Source organism: Amycolatopsis sp. cg5 (genome assembly GCF_041346955.1).
Taxonomy (GTDB): Bacteria; Actinomycetota; Actinomycetes; order Mycobacteriales; family Pseudonocardiaceae; genus Amycolatopsis.
The window spans coordinates 7,962,335-7,979,150 of record NZ_CP166849.1 but is presented as its reverse complement, the minus strand read 5'-3'; the positions used below and the strand labels follow the sequence as shown (position 1 = coordinate 7,979,150).

At 67.0% G+C, this 16,816-nt stretch carries 16 protein-coding genes; 9 read left to right on the top strand and 7 right to left on the bottom strand.

Features of this window, described 5'->3' with window-relative positions; genetic code table 11:
- Positions 1-15: 15 nt before the first annotated feature.
- The 6 genes from AB5J62_RS36040 to AB5J62_RS36015 all read left to right on the top strand — a co-directional run bounded on the left by AB5J62_RS36040 (position 16) and on the right by AB5J62_RS36015 (position 7,684).
- Positions 16-1,728 carry an ABC transporter substrate-binding protein gene (locus AB5J62_RS36040; protein WP_370944487.1) on the top strand — a complete coding sequence of 571 codons (1,713 nt, stop codon included), beginning with the start codon at positions 16-18 and terminating at the stop codon, positions 1,726-1,728.
- A gap of 292 nt (positions 1,729-2,020) precedes the next feature.
- Positions 2,021-3,820 (top strand): ABC transporter family substrate-binding protein, encoded by a 1,800-nt coding sequence (locus AB5J62_RS36035; RefSeq protein WP_370944486.1) that lies wholly within the window; start codon positions 2,021-2,023, stop codon positions 3,818-3,820.
- Between the two features lie 175 nt (positions 3,821-3,995).
- Entirely contained in the window at positions 3,996-5,012 is a 1,017-nt protein-coding gene (locus AB5J62_RS36030; RefSeq protein WP_370944485.1) for an ABC transporter permease, read from the top strand.
- Positions 5,005-5,940, top strand: coding sequence for an ABC transporter permease (locus tag AB5J62_RS36025; protein ID WP_370944484.1), 936 nt, complete (start codon positions 5,005-5,007; stop codon positions 5,938-5,940). The genes AB5J62_RS36030 and AB5J62_RS36025 overlap by 8 nt, the downstream gene beginning before the upstream one ends.
- Before the next feature lie 207 nt (positions 5,941-6,147).
- Positions 6,148-6,522 carry a hypothetical protein gene (locus AB5J62_RS36020; RefSeq protein WP_370944483.1) on the top strand — a complete coding sequence of 125 codons (375 nt, stop codon included), beginning with the start codon at positions 6,148-6,150 and terminating at the stop codon, positions 6,520-6,522.
- A gap of 145 nt (positions 6,523-6,667) precedes the next feature.
- Positions 6,668-7,684, top strand: a complete 1,017-nt coding sequence (locus tag AB5J62_RS36015) for an ABC transporter permease (RefSeq protein WP_370944482.1) — start codon at positions 6,668-6,670, stop codon at positions 7,682-7,684.
- Positions 7,685-7,737: 53 nt separating this feature from the next.
- Here the strand turns inward: AB5J62_RS36015 and AB5J62_RS36010 are convergent, their stop codons facing one another.
- The 6 genes from AB5J62_RS36010 to AB5J62_RS35985 form a co-directional block, all read right to left on the bottom strand.
- Positions 7,738-8,520 (bottom strand): hypothetical protein, encoded by a 783-nt coding sequence (locus AB5J62_RS36010; RefSeq protein ID WP_370944480.1) that lies wholly within the window; start codon positions 8,518-8,520, stop codon positions 7,738-7,740.
- Positions 8,521-8,526: 6 nt separating this feature from the next.
- Entirely contained in the window at positions 8,527-8,958 is a 432-nt protein-coding gene (locus tag AB5J62_RS36005; RefSeq protein ID WP_370944478.1) for a sigma factor-like helix-turn-helix DNA-binding protein, read from the bottom strand.
- Between the two features lie 13 nt (positions 8,959-8,971).
- A complete protein-coding gene (locus tag AB5J62_RS36000; RefSeq protein WP_370944477.1) occupies positions 8,972-9,751 on the bottom strand; it encodes a hypothetical protein in 780 nt (259 codons plus the stop codon).
- Positions 9,752-9,756: 5 nt separating this feature from the next.
- Positions 9,757-10,236 (bottom strand): SigE family RNA polymerase sigma factor, encoded by a 480-nt coding sequence (locus AB5J62_RS35995; protein ID WP_370944475.1) that lies wholly within the window; start codon positions 10,234-10,236, stop codon positions 9,757-9,759.
- 61 nt (positions 10,237-10,297) lie between these two features.
- Positions 10,298-11,992, bottom strand: a complete 1,695-nt coding sequence (locus tag AB5J62_RS35990) for a hypothetical protein (protein WP_370944473.1) — start codon at positions 11,990-11,992, stop codon at positions 10,298-10,300.
- A gap of 180 nt (positions 11,993-12,172) precedes the next feature.
- Positions 12,173-13,912, bottom strand: a complete 1,740-nt coding sequence (locus AB5J62_RS35985; protein ID WP_370950428.1) for an ABC transporter ATP-binding protein — start codon at positions 13,910-13,912, stop codon at positions 12,173-12,175.
- Positions 13,913-14,056: 144 nt separating this feature from the next.
- Between AB5J62_RS35985 and mshB the strand changes: the two genes are divergently transcribed.
- Genes mshB through AB5J62_RS35970 form a run of 3 tightly spaced genes read left to right on the top strand, consistent with a single transcriptional unit; the run spans position 14,057 to position 16,036 of the window.
- Positions 14,057-14,896 carry an N-acetyl-1-D-myo-inositol-2-amino-2-deoxy-alpha-D-glucopyranoside deacetylase gene (mshB, locus tag AB5J62_RS35980; protein WP_370944472.1) on the top strand — a complete coding sequence of 280 codons (840 nt, stop codon included), beginning with the start codon at positions 14,057-14,059 and terminating at the stop codon, positions 14,894-14,896.
- On the top strand, positions 14,893-15,273 hold the full coding sequence (locus AB5J62_RS35975; protein ID WP_370944471.1) for a hypothetical protein: 381 nt from the start codon (positions 14,893-14,895) through the stop codon (positions 15,271-15,273). Before mshB ends, AB5J62_RS35975 begins: the two co-directional genes overlap by 4 nt.
- Positions 15,266-16,036, top strand: coding sequence for a hypothetical protein (locus AB5J62_RS35970; RefSeq protein ID WP_370944469.1), 771 nt, complete (start codon positions 15,266-15,268; stop codon positions 16,034-16,036). The genes AB5J62_RS35975 and AB5J62_RS35970 overlap by 8 nt, the downstream gene beginning before the upstream one ends.
- Here the strand turns inward: AB5J62_RS35970 and AB5J62_RS35965 are convergent.
- Positions 16,033-16,800 carry a site-2 protease family protein gene (locus tag AB5J62_RS35965; RefSeq protein ID WP_370944468.1) on the bottom strand — a complete coding sequence of 256 codons (768 nt, stop codon included), beginning with the start codon at positions 16,798-16,800 and terminating at the stop codon, positions 16,033-16,035. The two genes, AB5J62_RS35970 and AB5J62_RS35965, sit on opposite strands and share 4 nt — an antisense overlap.
- Positions 16,801-16,816 lie beyond the last annotated feature (16 nt).

Sequence of the window (16,816 nt, the reverse complement as noted above, 5' to 3'; positions counted from 1 at the left end):
GTAAGCGGCGTGCGGATGAGCAGGGCAGCGGGACTGGGCCTCGTTGCGCTGATGCTGAGCGCGTGCTCGTCGACGCCTCCGCCGCCGGTCGTCTCGTCCACCGCGAACCCGTCGACGGTCGCGCAGACGAAGACCCCGTCGCAGATCGTCATCGGCGTCGACGACGTCGTCGGCGGCTACAACCCGCACAACCTCGCGGACGCCTCCACGGTCACCACCGCGCTCGCGCAGCTGCTGCTGCCGTCGGTGTACCGCACCAAGGACGACGGCACGCGCACGCTCGACACGAACCTCATGAAGTCGGCCCAGGTCATCTCCGAAGCACCCTTCACGGTGGCCTACGACATCCGTCCGGACGCGTCCTGGTCCGACGGGGCTCCCATCGCCGCCGAGGACTTCGCGTTCCTCCGTGACGCGATGAGGGACGAACCCGGCGTGATCGCGCCCGCCGGGTACCGGCTCATCCAGGACGTCCTGTCACGCGAAGGTGGCAAGCGTGTCGAAGTCACCTTCACGAAGCCATACCCGGGCTGGCAGACGCTGTTCGGCGATCTGCTGCCCGCGCACCTGCTGAAGGACGCGCCGGGCAGCTGGAAGGGCGCGCTCGCGGGCAGTTTCCCCGCGTACGGCGGCCCGTTCTCCATCAAGGGCATCGACATCGCGCGCGGCGAGATCACCCTGGAGCGCAACGACCGCTACTGGGAGAAGCCCGCGGCCGTCGACCGGCTGGTGCTGCGCCGCGCCGACCAGCAGGGTCTCGCGAACGCGCTGGCGAGTGGCAACGATCAGTTCGCCCTCACCAGGGCGGACTCGACCGGGGTGGCCAGGCTCAGCTCGCTCGGACCCACCGTGCAGCTGACCACGCTGCCCAGGCCGTTCGTCGCCGACGTGCTGCTCCGGCCGGTCGGCGCGCTCTCCGACGACAAGGTCCGCGCCGGCGTCGCCGCGCTGCTGGACCGCAACAAGCTGATCTCCGCCGGCGTCGCGGGCGGTCCCGACAAGCAGGCCGACGCCCAGGTGCGCGCGCCTTCGGTGCCGGGCTACGCGGCCACGCTCCAGCCGGGCCCGCCCGCGACACCCGACGCCGCGCACGCCGAAGAACTGCTCAAATCCGCCGGATACGCCAAGGAAGCCGGGATCTGGCGCAAGTCGGGCAAAGCGCTTTCCGTCGTGGTCGCTTCGCCGGCCAAGCAGGAGCTGTACGGACTGATCGCCAAGAGCCTCAAGGATCAGCTCGTCGCGGCCGGTATCGAGGTCAACGCCGTCGCGCCGCCGCCGAGGGAGCTCTTCGCGCTGCAGCTGGCCATGCCGGTCGTGAACGACCAGCAGCAGGCCACGCCGGACGCGGCTGGCGCCGTGGGGGTGGACATCGCGGTCGTGCCGCAGCCGGTCGACGGTGACGTGGCGACCGTGCTCGCCTCCACTTTCGGGTGCAGGCCTGGTCAGGCCGACGCGGACAAGAGCAAACCGGCCGTGCCGTCGAACGCGGCCGGGCTGTGCGACCCGTCGCTTCAGCCGACGATCGACGCGGCGCTGCAGGGCACCAAGCCGATCGACGACGCGCTTTCGCAGATCGAACCCGAATTGTGGCGTAAGAATGTTGTGATCCCGTTGTTCCAGCTCGCGGACACGTTGGCTATCGGCGCTGGTATTTCGGGTGTTACGCCTGGTCCTCCGATGGTGGGTCCTTTCGGTTCCGCGGTGAACTGGACGCGCGGGACCAAGTAATCGTTGGGCCAGGTGGACCAATACTTCCGGCGCGTCGGAGTGACCTGACCGTACGTTCGGGTGGTCGCTCGATTCCAGCAGGTAACCGGCATATTTCTTGGGGTCAAGTACAAGTCACCCTTTGGTCACGATCGCCCCGGAACTGGTGACTGTTCGTGTCTTTCCTTTCTAGCGTGCACCCGCAGTGCGCCAATTGAGTGTCGCTTGGCGTGTCATAGGCTCCGGCCATCTATCCGGAGCGGTGTGGGCCCCAGTTCCCCTACGAGGGCCCAGTGCTAGGAGGGCACACTTCATGAGGAGAAAAGCAGTCTCCGCCTGGTCCATGGTGGCGGCAGCCGCGCTCGTTCTGAGCGCCTGCAGCGGTGGTGGAAGCGGCGATAACGGTGCCGCCGGTCAGAACAACAGCACCGACGTCAACACCATGAAGACCGGCAAGGCCCAGAGCGGTGACAACTACAAGTTGGCCAACGCTCCGGAAAGCGACCAGGTCACGGTCGGCATCGACGACTCGTTCACCGCGTACAACCAGAACACGCCGGACGCGAACACGTCGTACAACAGCTACGTGCTGATCACGACGCTCGCCACCCCGTTCGTGCTCGACGGTGACAACAAGGTCCTGCTGAACCAGGACGTGATGGAGTCGGTCACGGTCACCCAGAACCCGCAGGTGGTGACCTGGAAGGTCAAGCCGAACATCAAGTGGTCGGACGGCGCGACCTGGGGCTGCAAGGACTTCTACCTCGCTTGGCTGGCCCAGAGCGGCAAGCCGAAGGGCGCCGACGGCAAGAACGCGTTCGACCCCGCCTCCACCTCGGGCTACAGCCTGATCACGGACGCGACCTGCAAGGACGAGACCACCTTCGTGGCCACGTTCGAGAAGCCCTACCTCGACTACAAGGGTCTCTTCACGACCGCCTGGCTGATGCCAGCCCACATCGTCGAGAAGCAGACCGGTGTCGCCGACATCACCAAGGTCAAGCCGACCGACGCGGCCGACATCACCAAGGTCGCCGAGTTCTGGAACAAGGGCTGGGCCGCGGACTTCAAGCCGGAGATCTCGCCGGCCTCGGGTCCGTACAAGATCACCTCGGTCGACAAGTCCAAGGAAACCGTCACCCTGGAGAAGAACCCCTCCTGGGCCGGTGCCAAGGGTGGCCCCAAGAAGATCCTCGTGCGTGCGATCAAGGACCGCAACGCGATGGCCGCCGCGCTGCAGAACGGTGAGATCGACGTCGCGGCGTCGACCCAGCCGGACGCCACCGCCGCCAGCACCCTCAAGGGCCTCGCCTCGCAGGGTGTCGTCTACGGCTCGGCTTCGCAGCTTTCGTTCGAGCACCTCGACCTGAACTACAAGCGCATCTTCGCCGACGAGTCGGCGCGCAAGGCGTTCATGGCAGCCATCGACCGCAACGCGATCGTGGAGAAGCTCGTCAAGCCGGTCCAGGCCGACGCGAAGCCGCTGAACAGCCTGCAGTTCTACCCGAACGAGGCCGGCTACGTGGACCTGTACAGCGACAAGGCCGGGCTGGGCGCCGAGAAGGCCGCGCAGATCCTGACCTCGGCCGGTTGGGCCAAGGGCGCCGACGGCATCTTCGCCAAGGACGGCAAGCGCTTCTCGGTGACGATCACGCACAACACCAACGCCCGCCGCAGCCAGACCGTCGAGATCATCCAGAGCCAGGCCAAGGCCGCGGGTATCGAGGTCAAGGACGAGACCGACCCCGCGTTCCTCAAGGGCCGTGTCTCCGACGGTGGTTACGACGTCGCGCTGTTCGCGTGGTCCGCTGCCCCGTTCAAGGCCGAGGGTTCGACCATCTACATCACCGCCGACAAGGGCGGCGAGCAGAACTGGCAGGGCCTGAGCGACCCGAAGATCGACGAGGCGCTGCAGCGCGGTGTCTCGGCGACCGAGGAGTCCGCCGCGACCAAGGCGTACCAGGACGCCGACAAGGCGATCGCGGACCAGTACGCGTCGCTGCCACTGTTCGCGGTGCCGTCGATGTGGGCCTTCCGCGGCATCGACCGGGTGTGGATGCAGTCGTACTTCGGTGCGATGTGGAACGTCGGCGAATGGGCGAAGAACAAGTAGTTCCGCGCTGATTCATACCGATTGACCGGCTATCTGGCGGGTCCGGGGTCAGGCCACGAGCCTGGCCCCGGACCCCTCCGGAAGTAGCTGTTGACCGTGGGACGACCCCCACTACGGTGACAACCGGGCAGGGCTGCATACTTCGCCAGGCGGGCCCGGACGAGGAGCACTTTCGTTGAACCTGGTTATTTACGTACTTCGCCGCTTGGCGATTTCGATCCCGACCCTGCTGGTCGGGACCTTCCTGTGTTTCGTGATGGTCGCCGCCACGGGTGACCCGCTCGCGGAACTCCGTGGCAGACCCGGCATCAGCGCCGACTCGATCGCCAGTATCGCGGCCGAGCTGGGACTCGACAAGCCAATTATCGCCCGGTACTGGGACTGGCTGATCCACTTCGTCCAGGGTGACTGGGGCCGCTCCGTCGCGCAGGGCGCGGCGCAGGAGCTGGTCTTCCCCAAGATCATGAACGCCTTCGGTGTCACGTTCAGCCTGGTGGTCGGCGCCGAGATCCTGGCACTGATCATCGGTGTCGGCGTCGGTGTCATCGCCGCAGTCAAGCAGTACTCGATCGTCGACTACATCGCGACCACGCTGGCCTTCCTGCTGTTCTCGATGCCGATCTTCTGCATCGCGATCGTGCTGAAGCAGTACGCCATCGACTTCAACATCGTGGTCAAGGACCTCGGGTTGTCCGAATGGCTCGGCAACCCCTGGATCCGCACGACCAGCCCGGAGAACCTGCAAGCCGACGGCTTCGGTGACTTCCTGGTGCGCTACGTCGGCGCCTACCTGCTGCCGACGCTGTCGATCATGGCGATCAGCTTCGCCGCCTACAGCCGGTTCCAGCGCGCTTCGATGCTGGAGACGCTGAACGCCGACTACGTGCGCACCGCGCGCGCCAAGGGCATCCCCGGCTCGCGGGTCATCTTCAAGCACGCCTTCCGCAACGCGCTGATCCCGGTGACCACGCTGTTCTCGGTCAACTTCGCGCAGGTGCTCACCGGCGCGATCATCACCGAGCGGGTGTTCGCCTGGAACGGCATGGGCACGGTGCTGGTCGACGCGGTCGACCGCAACGACCCGAACGTGCTGATGGGCTGGCTCGTCGTCATCGCCACGACCGTCGTGGTGGCCAATCTGATCGCCGACCTGGTGTACGGCATCCTGGACCCGAGGATTCGCGTTGGCTGACCTCAATTCACTGCTGGCGTCCGGCGAAGCGGCCAACACCGCCGACGGCACGCTGCCGCCCGAGGCACTGCCCGAGCCGCGCAGCCAGGGCAAGCTGGTGCTGCGGAAGTTCCTGCGGCACAAGCTGGCGATGGTCAGCACGGTTTTGCTCATCGTGCTCGTGCTGCTGGTGACGATCATGCCGATCTTCTGGCCTCACAGTTACACGGATGCCGGCAATCCTTCGTTCGCGGAGCCGAGTGCGGACTTCCCGTTGGGCACGAACCAGGTCGGCAAAGACATGGTTTCCCAGATCCTCCGTGGGACGCAGTTCTCCTTGCTGATCGCTCTCACGGTTTCGATCCTGTCTACAGTGATCGGCGTCGTGGTCGGCGCGGTCGCCGGTTACCTGCGCGGCTTCAGTGATTCGGCCATCTCTCGTGTCACGGACCTGTTCCTGATCATCCCGCAGGTCGCGGCCGCCGCGATCCTCGCCAAGGTGTTCGGGGGTGGATCCTGGTACATCGTGGCGCTGGTGCTCGCAGCATTCGGCTGGATGCAGATCGCCCGTATCACGCGCGCTGAAGCGATGTCATTGTCGCAGCGTGAATTCGTCGAGTCCGCGCGCGCGTCCGGCGCCGGAACCGGCCGCATCATCTTGAAGCATCTGGTGCCGAACATGGTCGGCAGCATTACCGTCAACGCGACGCTCGCGGTCGCACAGGCTGTACTGGCGGAGGCCGCCTTGTCCTTCATCGGCCTTGGCGTGCAGTTACCGGACACTTCGCTGGGTAAGATCATTTTCGACAACTTCACTCAGTTCACGGGACGGCCCTGGCTGTTCTTCGGCCCGTTTGTCGTCTTGGTTCTGATCTCGCTGACCATCAACTTCATCGGCGACGGCCTGCGTGATGCTTTCGATCCGCGTCAGCGCCGCATAAAGGCCTGATCTGGTCATTTGGGCGTTTTGGGTGCCCCGGTGCTGTTTGAGAACTCAGTTCTCAAACAGCACCGGGGCACTTTTTGTCCGATCAAGTCAAAGGTTGCCATGTGACGCAGACACGAGTGATCTTCATCCGTTTGGGGGCACGGCATGTGTCCAAGGCTTTTGTAGATTGGCGATGTTGGAATAAAACATACCCTGAGGGGGGGGAATGTGAAGAAGATCTTTTCGCGTGCGCTTTCCGGTGTTGCCACGCTCGCGTCCGCGACGGCGTTGGTCGCGGCCAACTGTGCGCCCGCGTCGGCCAGCGAATTCATCGCGATCAATCATTGCGTCAACAGCTATGATTGCCTGGTTCCGTTCAAGTACACCGACTTCAGGCCCGCGCAAATGAACATCCGTGTCCTTGGCGGGGTTCACGAGCCGATTTCGTTCAACGTTGATTTCACGGACGCCGGTCCCTGTCATCCGACCGTTTATCCTGGGCAGCAGCTTACCGTCACCTGCAACGGCCTGTTCCCAGGCAACTTCAGGCTGTACGCGTATGCCGGTCATCAGCACGAGTACTACATTTCTCTCTCGCGCTAGCTTGTCTTGATCCAGAGTCAGCGCAGCTGAATATGCTCAGGGCCCGGCGAAGTATTTATTTAGCCGGGCCCTGTTGCTGCGTCTGGGGCTACTGCTGAACCCGAACGTGGTCGTACGATTTCCCTGGCTCGGAGGGAGACGTTCGATGAATCTGCTGTGGTACGTGCTCCGCCGGGTGGCGATCTCCATCCCGGTGCTGCTCGTCGGCACCTTCCTGTGCTTCGTGATGGTCGCAGGCGCAGGCGACCCGCTGGCCGAGGCACGCGGCCGTCCCGGCGCCAACATCGAGGCCATCAACCGCCTCGGTGAGGAGCTGGGACTCGACAAGCCGTTGCTCGTCCGGTACTTCAACTGGCTCGGCAACTTCGTCACCGGCGACTGGGGCGTCTCCGTCGCGCAGGGCGCGGCGCAGGAACCCGTGTACCCCAAGGTGATGAGTGCGCTCGGCGTGACCATCAACCTGGTGCTCGGCGCCTCGGTGTTCGCGCTCATCCTCGGCGTGCTGGTCGGCGTGATCGCCGCCGTGCGCCAGTACTCGATCATCGACTACATCGCGACGACGCTCGCGTTCATCCTGTTCTCGATGCCGATCTTCTGCATCGCGATCGTGCTGAAGCAGTACGCCATCGAGGTCAACATCTGGGTCCGCGAACTCGGCCTGACCGAATGGCTCGGCAACCCGTGGCTCAAGACGTCGAGCCCGGAGAACATGCAATCGGACGGCTTCGGCGACTTCCTGGTCAAGGTGGTCGGCGCGTATCTGCTGCCGACACTGTCGATCATGGCGATCAGTTTCGCGGCGTACAGCCGATTCCAGCGCGCGTCCATGCTGGACGAACTCAACGCCGACTACGTCCGCACCGCCCGCGCCAAGGGACTCACCTCGTCCCGGGTGATCTGGCGGCACGCGTTCCGCAACGCGCTGATCCCGGTGACCACCCTGTTCTCGGTGAACTTCGGCGCGGTGCTGACCGGCGCGATCATCACCGAGCGCGTGTTCAACTGGAACGGCATGGGCACACTGCTCGTCGACGCGGTCGACCACAACGACCCGAACGTCCTGATGGGCTGGCTGGTCGTGATCGCGATCAGCGTCGTGGTGGCGAACCTCTTGGCGGACCTCGTCTACGGCGTGCTCGACCCGCGCATCCGCGTCGGCTAAGGGCTCGTGCGCGTTGCGGGCGGTTAGAACCGCCCGCAACGCGCACGAGCCCTTTAGCGCACTATCCCTGGGTTGGTGGCGATCCGCTCCAGCTGAGCCATGTCGAGCACCGGCGTCGGCCGCGTCGGTTTGTCGGTTTCGGTGGTGCGGCCCGGGTAAGTCGGGTCCGGGTAGTTTTGGCTGACGACCTCGACGATCGAGTCGCGGGTGTGAAACTCGACCCGGTCGGTCACGAGCGCTCCCTTGTTCTGGACCGTTTCGCGCAGCTGCCCGCCGTTGGGCCCCGGCTTGGTCGTGCAGACGAGGTCGTCCGGCTGCGCGGGACAGCTGCCGAGCGCGCCCGCCGTGTTGCGCGTGAAGCGGATCACCACCGAGCCCGCGCCTTTGCTGTCGGTCACCGTGAAGCGCAGGGTGACGTCGTCCTCGCCTGTCCGGCGCAGCACGTACCTGCTCGGGTCGTCGAGGGACAGCACATAGGTCCACGGCTCGTTGGGGTGCGGCGCCGCGAGTTCGGCGTCGGGCTTCAGTTCCGCGCGGATGGCCTTGGCCAGCACGCACTGCATGCGTGAGGTGAGGTCACTGGCGTACTGGTCCACGATCGTTCCCGCGCAGGAGCCCGCCGCGGCCGGTTCCGGCGGCGCGTTCCGGTCGGGCAGGAGGCTTAGCCCACCCCCGATCGCCGCGACGACGGCGGTCACCGAGCCGACGGCTGCATACCGGCGCAGCCGCCGCGACTTCTTCGACGCCGAGACGATCTTGTCTTCGGCCAGCGTCGACGGGGCTTCTTCGCGGGAGACGTAGTCCTGCAAAGCGGTGCGGAAATCGATGTCTTCCAAGGGAAATCAGTCCTCACTCGGTTGGATGGCGGCACGCAGCGCCGCGGCGGCGCTCGCGATCTGGGTCTCGGCCGTGCGCTCCGCGACCCCGAGCAACGCGGCGACTTCGGGGATCGGGACGTCGTCCAGGAAGTGGAAGACGACCATGGCCCGCTGCCGCGGTGCCAGCCCGGCGAGCACCCGGTCCATGCCGGGCGCGGCCTCGTCCGGCGGCTTGGTTTGCTGCCGTTTCGACAGGTAGACGTCGAGCAGCAGTTCGCGGGCGTGCTCGTCGGCGGTGGCCGGGCGTACCTTGCGCCACCGGCCGTGCAGGCGGACGAACATGGCGTGTGCCAGCTCGTCGGCCGCCGGCCAGTCGCCGGTCAGCGCGTAGGCGAGCCTGCGGAACCGTTGCGCCCTGGCCGCGAAGTACTCGGAGAAGTCGTCCTTGTCTTTCACATGCGTCCTGCTTTCAGTAGACGAGATCGGGGGCGGTCATGATTTCTGCCATCTGCTGATAGTCGAAATACGGCAGCGGACGGGTCGGCTTCAAGTCGTGATGTGCGAAGTTGTTCTCCAAGGCGTTGCCGCTGATCATCGAGACGCTGACGTCGGTGGTGATGAACGTGGCGTAGCGGTAGATCGTGCCTTGAGGGGATTTCAGCGTCTCGAAGTCCAGCCTGCCGCCACGGGGGCCAGGACGCCTCGAACAGTCGACGTACGGCGCCTCGCAGTGGTCGGCCTGGGTCCAGGGATCCGGCCTGCCCTCGCGGACGCGCATCACCAGCGCGCCGAGGCCTTGATCGTCAGTGAGGGTCAGGCGCAGATTGAAGCTGGCGTAATCGCGGCGTTCGACGGCGATCTCGAGCGGGTCGTCTCCAGGAGGCCAGGTCTGGCCGATCCAATCGCGGCCGAGCTTGACGTCCGCCGGCAGGTAGGGCTGCAAGATGAAGCGCACCACGCAGGTCAGCCGGGCCCGGATGTCTTCGTCCGTCTCCTCCGCGCGGTTCGGCGGGCAGGGCGCTTTCGCGGCCACCGGCACCGGAGTCGTCGTGTGCAGCCTGGGCAGCACCACGGCGCCGACCGTCACCAGCGCGATGACGACCAGCGCGGCGCTGCCGATGGCCGCGAACGTGTGTCGCAGCCTGGCGCGTTTCCCGGCTTTCACCACCGTGATCTCGGCCAGGCCGACCGGCGGCTCGTCGGTGGTCACGTAGGCCCGCAGCGCGGCGCGGAGGTCGTTCTCTTCCATCGCGTTCACTCCATGCTCGACTGGGGGAGCGCCACCCGCAGCGCGTCGACGGCGCGCGCGGTCTGGCTCTTGACGGTGCCCTGTGCCACGCCCAGCAGGTCGGCGACCTCGGCGACCGGGAGGTCCTCGAGGAACCGGAGCACGACCATCGCGCGCTGCCGGGGTGTCAGCCCGGTCAGCACCCGCTCCAGGTCGAGGCGCTCGTCGCTGTCCCGGCCGTCCGGTGCGGCGCGGTCGGGCGGATCGGCGACGATCTCACGGTCGGCGCGGCGCTTGCCGCCCAGGTAGACGTTGAGCAGTATCTTGCGCGCGTAGGCGTCGACCGTCGCGGGGCGCACCTTCCGCCAGTTCCGGTACAGGCGCACGAACATGGCCTGCACCAGGTCCTCGGCGCCATGCCAGTCCCCGCACATCGCGTACGCCAGCCGCCTGAACCGCTGGACCCGCGTCGTGAAGTAAGCAGAAAAGTCTTCCTGCTCGGTCACCCCGGTCACCCCCCAGAATCCACCCCAGTGCCCTTTCTACTCACCGGGTGGGTCAGGAGGTTCAACTCTTGGCCGAATGGACACCGACGAAATTGCCGCAGGTGATGTGCTCGCCGGTCAGGCGGTCGAGTATCCGTTCCTCCAATCCCGTGTGATACGCCGGTCGGGACCCGGGCGGCACACTCGCGGGCACCGGCTCGCCCGCGGCCAGTGCCTGCGCGGTGACGGTCTGGAACAGCACCAGGTAGTCGCCGTCGCGGTTGAGCTCGCCGATGGTGTCGAGCATGCGCTGCTCGGTGTCACCGACGACCTCCATCGGCAGCACCCAGTCCATCGGGAACGGATTGCGCAGGTTGAGCGCGGGGTAGGCGAACGCGTTGTCCGGCATGATCGCGACCTTCGCGGCGGGGTACTTGGCGACGCAGTCGCGCAGCTGCGCCAGGTAGGCGTGCACGCTCGGGTTGGTGCGGACCCAGAGCAGCGACGGCGAGATGTCGCCGAGGTCGTGGGTGAGCCTGGCCTGCGGGCGGTCCGCGTACGGCGCGGCGTCGTGCGCGTTGACCAGCTGCAGCGCGACCAGCACCGCCGCGATCGGCCCCAGCGCCTCCGCCCAGCGAGCCCTGAGGTCGACGGTGCGGGCGAGCACCTCCAGCGTGCCGAGCGCCATGCTGCCCGCGACCAGCCCGGGATACGGATAACCCCAGGACAGGCTCGCCATCCACGCCAGCGCGGCCACGCTGAGGTACCGCCACGGGAAACGCCGCTGGATCACCGCGTCGGCGGCGGCCGCGGCCACGAAGATCCAGAGCAGCGTGATCGACCAGTCGCCCGCGTGCGCGAGATGCCCGCGCACCACCACGGACACGGTGATCGCCGCGACCGCGACGGCCAGCCCGATCCGCAGCCACCGCCCGGCTTTCCCGAGCCGCTCACGGGCGAGCCAGGCGGCAGCGAGCACCGCCAGCACGACCGCGGCCTGCACGATCGCCGCCACGTCGGCGATCTCGAGCAGCCGTTCACCCCAGGTGCCGGTCGCGGTGGTGAGCTGTTCCTTCGCCGCCGGGAAGCCACCGCCGATGAGCACGTAGTAACTCAGCGGCGCCGCGGCCAGGAAGAGCAGGTCGACGCCGATCCGCTGCCACTGCCGTCGCGCCGGGTGCAGCACGACCAGCAGCAGGCCGAGCACGAGCGCCGGCGCGAAGCTCTGTTTGACGATCACCGCGAACCCGAGCAGGAAGAACCCGGTCCGGCGCTTGCCGGAGTCGACCGCCCACAGCCCGGTCGCCACCAGGAAGACGCCGTCGACGGTGTGCCAGGCCATCAGCGGATAGGTGTGCAGGTTGACCATGGTCGCCGCGGCGACCATGCCCAGCCGCGACGGCCCCCACGCCGTCGGGCCGGACCGGGTGAGCAACGCCGCCAGCGCGATGGTCGCGACCGTCAGCTCCACCATCATCACGAAGCTGGAGCTGACGAACAGCGGTGCGGGCACCAGGAAATCGACCATGTGCAGCACGGCCGATCCCAGCGGCCGCGGCGACGTGAAGTCGGCGTGCGGCAGCTCCCCGTGCAGCAGCCGCCAGCTCTGCGCCAGCACGAACCCCTGATCGGTCGGGTTGAACCCGAACCGCCCGATCCGCCCCACCAGCACGACGCCCAGCACGCCGACACCGGCCGCCAGCCACACCGCTCGCCGCTTGCCTGCCCTCGGCCGTTCCTCGACCGCTGCTACCGGCCGCCCCAGAGTGATGCTCACACCCGGTACTACCCGGCGGCCCGCCCGGCGGGTTCAAGCACCCGGAAAAAATCCCAATGCGGCTTTCGGCAGGTTTCGAGACCCCGAAAGTGGCTTTCGTCAGGTCCCATAACGCGAATGTGGCTTCCGTCAGGTCTCATCTGACGAAAGCCACATTCGGGGTTTTACGAGCCGCGAGGGTCAGTCCGCGACGGGGGCGAGCTTGCCCGCTTCCCAGGCCGCGCGCCGCTCGGCCTGCAGCACCGGGTCCGCCACCGGCGCCGCCGAGAGCAGACGGCGGGTGTAGTCCTGCTGGGGCGAGTGCAGCACCTGGTCACGGGTGCCGACCTCGATCAGCTTGCCGCGCTGCATCACCGCGACGCGGTCGGCCAGCAGGTCGACGACCGCGAGGTCGTGCGAGATGAACAGGCACGCGAACTGCAGCGACTTCTGCAGGTCGAGGAACAGGTCCAGGACGCGGGCCTGCACCGAGACGTCGAGCGCGGAGGTCGGCTCGTCGGCGATCAGCAGCTGCGGGTCGAGCGCGAGCGCGCGGGCGATGGCGACGCGCTGGCGCTGGCCGCCGGAGAGCTCGTGCGGGTACCGGTTGAGGTAGTGCCCGCCCAGCTCGACCTTGTCGAGCAGGGTCGCGACGCGCTTGTTGAGCTCCTTGCCGGACAACACCTTGTGCAGCACGAGCGGCTCGCCGACGGACTCGCCGATCGTCATCTTCGGGTCCAAAGTGGACGCCGGGTCCTGGAAGACGATCGAGAAGAACCGGCGCAGCGGGCGCAGTTCCTTGTTGGACATCGTGGTGATGTCCTGGCCCGCGATGGACACCGAGCCCGAGGTCGGGTTCAGCAGCCGGATCGCGCAGCGGCCGACGGTCGACTTGCCGGAGCCGGACTCGCCGACCAGGCCGAGGATCTCGCCCTTGTTGATGTGCAGCGAGACGCCGTCGACCGCGCGGTTCTTCGCCTGGCCGCGGCGGCCGGGGAACTCGAGGACGAGGTCCTTGATCTCCAGCGCGGGCGCGGTCTCCTCGATCACGGCCGCGAGTTCGCTGTCCTCGAGGCGGATGTCGTCGGCGATCGCGGCGGCGTCGGACTCGTCGGTGATGACCGATTCGAACAGCCTGCGGCCCTCGGGACGCTGGCCGAGCACCGGCACGGCGGCGAGCAGCTTGCGGGTGTACTCCTCCTTGGGCGAGGCGAACAGCTCGCGCACGGGAGCCTCTTCGACGATCTCGCCCTGGTACATCACGACCACGCGGTCCGCGAGGTCGGCGACGACACCCATGTCGTGGGTGATCAGCACGATCGCGGTGTTCAGCGTGTCACGCAGTTTGCGCAGCAGGCCGAGGATCTCCGCCTGCACGGTCACGTCGAGCGCCGTGGTCGGCTCGTCGGCGATGATCACCTTCGGGTCGCACGCGATGGCCATCGCGATCACGACACGCTGGCGCAGACCGCCGGAGAGCTGGTGCGGGTACTGCTTGAACCGCTCCGGCGGGTTCGGGATGCCGACCATCTCGAGCAGCTCGATGGCGCGCTTGTCGGCGGCGTCCTTCGCGATGTCCTGGTGCGAGCGCAGCGCCTCGCGGATCTGCCAGCCGACGGTGTAGACCGGGTTCAGCGCGGTCATCGGCTCCTGGAAGATCATCGCGATCTCGTTGCCGCGGACCTTCCGGATCTCCTTCTCCTTGAGGTTGGAGAGATCCTGCTCGCCGAGCTTGCGCGCGCCGTTGATCCGGCTGGTCTTGGGCAGCAGCCCCAGCACCGACATCGAGGTGACCGACTTGCCGGAGCCCGACTCGCCGACGACCGCGACGATCTCGCCCGGCTTCACGTCGAACCCGATGCCCTTGACCGCGTCGACGATGCCGTCCTCGGTCGGGAAGGAGATCGTCAGATCCGAGATGGACAGGACGGCTCCGGACATGCCGGGGTTCGCCGACGTTGCTTCTGTGCTCACTAGACGCCCTTCGTGGGGGTACAGATGGTCATCCGCAGTTAAGAATGACCCGCGCGAGGATAACCGAGGTGTGCCCGACGAAGGTCGGAGCACGAGAATTAATCTGAACCCGTGACCTCCGCTTCGCAGCGCAAGCTGCTACTCGTCCACGCACATCCCGACGACGAGAGCATCACCACCGGTGGCACCATCGCACGCTACTCGGCCGAGGGTACTGAGGTGACCCTCGTGACCTGCACGCTGGGGGAAGAAGGCGAGATCATCCCGGTCGAGCTGGCGCAGCTCGGCTCGTGGGCCGCCGACCAGCTGGGCGGCTACCGCTCCGGTGAGCTGGCTCACGCCTGCGAGGAGCTGGGACTGGGATCGCATCGTTATCTGGGCGGGCTCGGCCGCTGGCGTGATTCCGGCATGGCGGGCACCGCCTCCGCAGCGCATCGCCGCGCGTTCACCGGCGGCTCCGCCGCGGAACAGGCCTCGCAGCTGAGGGAAATCCTCGAAGAAGTGCGGCCTCAGGTCGTCGTCACTTATGACGCTTTCGGCGGATATGGGCATCCCGACCACATCAGGGCCCACGAAATCACCATGGCGGCTTGTGAAAACGCGCCTTCGGTCCAACGCGTTTTCCACACAGTGTCTTCACAACAGGCGACGGCGGACGGTCTCGCCGCATTGCGCGAGGACGGCGTCGCCCCGTTCCGCGTGCCGGCCGACGGCGAACTGCCGACCGTCTCGGACGAGCGCGTCACGACCGAGCTGGACGTCGAGAAGTACCTGCCCGCCAAGCGCGCGGCGTTGCGCGCGCACGAGACCCAGGTCACGGTGGTGCACGACGGCTGCTTCGCGCTGTCCAACGACATCGCGCAGCCGATCCCGCCGCACGAGTACTTCGTGCTCGCGTCCGGTCCCGCCGAGGGCGCCGAGTCGGACCTGTTCGGGGGACTGACGCCGTGACCGCCAGGGGCGCCTGGCTGCTGGTGCTGCTGGGCGTGGACGCGGCGCTGCTCGCCGTGCTGGAGCTGTTCTTCCTGCCGCTGCGCCTCGACGGGGTGATTCTGCCGAGACTGGGTGACATCCCGTTCCCGGTCGCGGCGGTCGTCGCCGCGGTCACCACCCCGCTGCTGGTGATCGCCGCCGCGAAGCTCGTGAAGCCGTCGCTGTCGTTTGTGCCGTTGCTCGTCTGGGTAGTCGTGACCCTGTTCGTGGGACTGAGCGGCCCTGGCGGTGACTTCGTGCTGATCCAGGACTGGCGAGCCCTTATCCTCGTCGCGGCGGGCGCCTTGCCCGGCGCCTTCGTGCTGGGCGGGAAGCTGGGAGGCAAGCGTGTCTGAGGCCATCTCCGACCGCCAGGTGGTGGCGGTGCTGCGGCCGTTCGTGCGCGGCTGCGGCCCGATGCTCGACGCGCTGCGCGAGTCGGACCCGTTCGGGCTGCGCGAGCGGGGCAAGAGCGAACTCGACGGCGTCGAGCCGTCACTGCGCGACAAGCTGCTCGACGGCCTCACCTCGGTCAAGGTGCCCGGCACCGCGGCGTGGGCGTCGATGACCGTCGACGAGCGCACGCACTGGTGGATCCACCGCGTCGGCCGGTTCACCGCGCTGGTGACCTCCGTGCCCGGCCTCGGCGGCGCGCTCGCGGACCGGCTGCCGATCCAGGACACGCTCGGCGCGGCCGCGCAGGGCCTGCTGCTGTGCGCGATCGCGGGCGAGCACGGCGTGCTCGAGGTCGGCGACCGGGTCCGGCTGATCGCCTGGGTGCTGTTCGACCGCGACGTCGATCCGGTCGTCGCCGCAGGCAAGCACGCCGAGCACGATGTGTCCGAAGAGGACGCTTCGACCGAGCAGCTGACCGAAGAACTCGACGAGTCCAAGAAAAAACACGGGAAGGTCACGATCAAGGCGTCGCTGGGAACTTTGTGGCGCCTCGGTCGTTCACTGCTGGGCATTGTCGAAGAACTGGAAAAGCGGCCACGCGGCCGCTTCTATCATCGTGCGATCGGCATGTTGCCCGTTGTCGGGATGGCGGGCGACTATCTCGGCGAGCGCTCCGGATTGAAGCGCGTCGCCAAGAGAGCCGACGCCTGGTTCAAGCGCTAGTTGTACTTCCAGAACATGAACGTCTGCAGGCCGAACGACGCCGCGCGGCTGCTGCCGCCGACCCCGTCGAAGATCGCGTAGGACGCCTCCCACAGCAGGGAGTTCACCTGCGGCACCGCGAAAAGCAGCGCGAAGAGCACGAGCGGGGCCCACGGCCGCGCCTTCGCGCCCATCTCGCGCGCGTTCGGCGGGAGGTACGGCTCGATCGCGCCGTAACCGTCGAGGCCGGGCACCGGAAGGATGTTGAGCACGAAGGTCACGATCTGGAGCAGTGCCAGGTAGGACAGCCCCACCAGCAGGCCGAACGGCAGCGTCGGCACCAGCGAGACGACCAGGCACAGCACGACACCGATCACCAGGTTGCTGAGCGGCCCCGCGAGCGAGACCCACGACGCGGTCGCCCGGTTGCGCAACGCGGAGTGGTTGATCCACACCGCGCCGCCGGGCAGCGGGATGCCGCCGATCGCAAGGAAAATCAGCGGCAGGATGATCGAAAGGACGGGGTCGGTGTACTTCCGGACGTCCATCGTCAGGTAACCCTTGTGGGCGATGCTGTAGTCGCCGCCCTTGAACGCCACGAGCGCGTGCCCGAACTCGTGCAAGGTGAGCGAGAGGATCCAGCCGCCGATCACGAGCACGAAGACGCCGATGGTCCCGATCGGGTCTCGTACGTTGTCCGCGTCGAACGGATCCCTTACTGCGGCAAGGATTCCGGCCGCGATGGTGACGGCGAGTATGCCGAGGAACACGGGGCTCGGTCGCACTGCTGATCTCTGCACC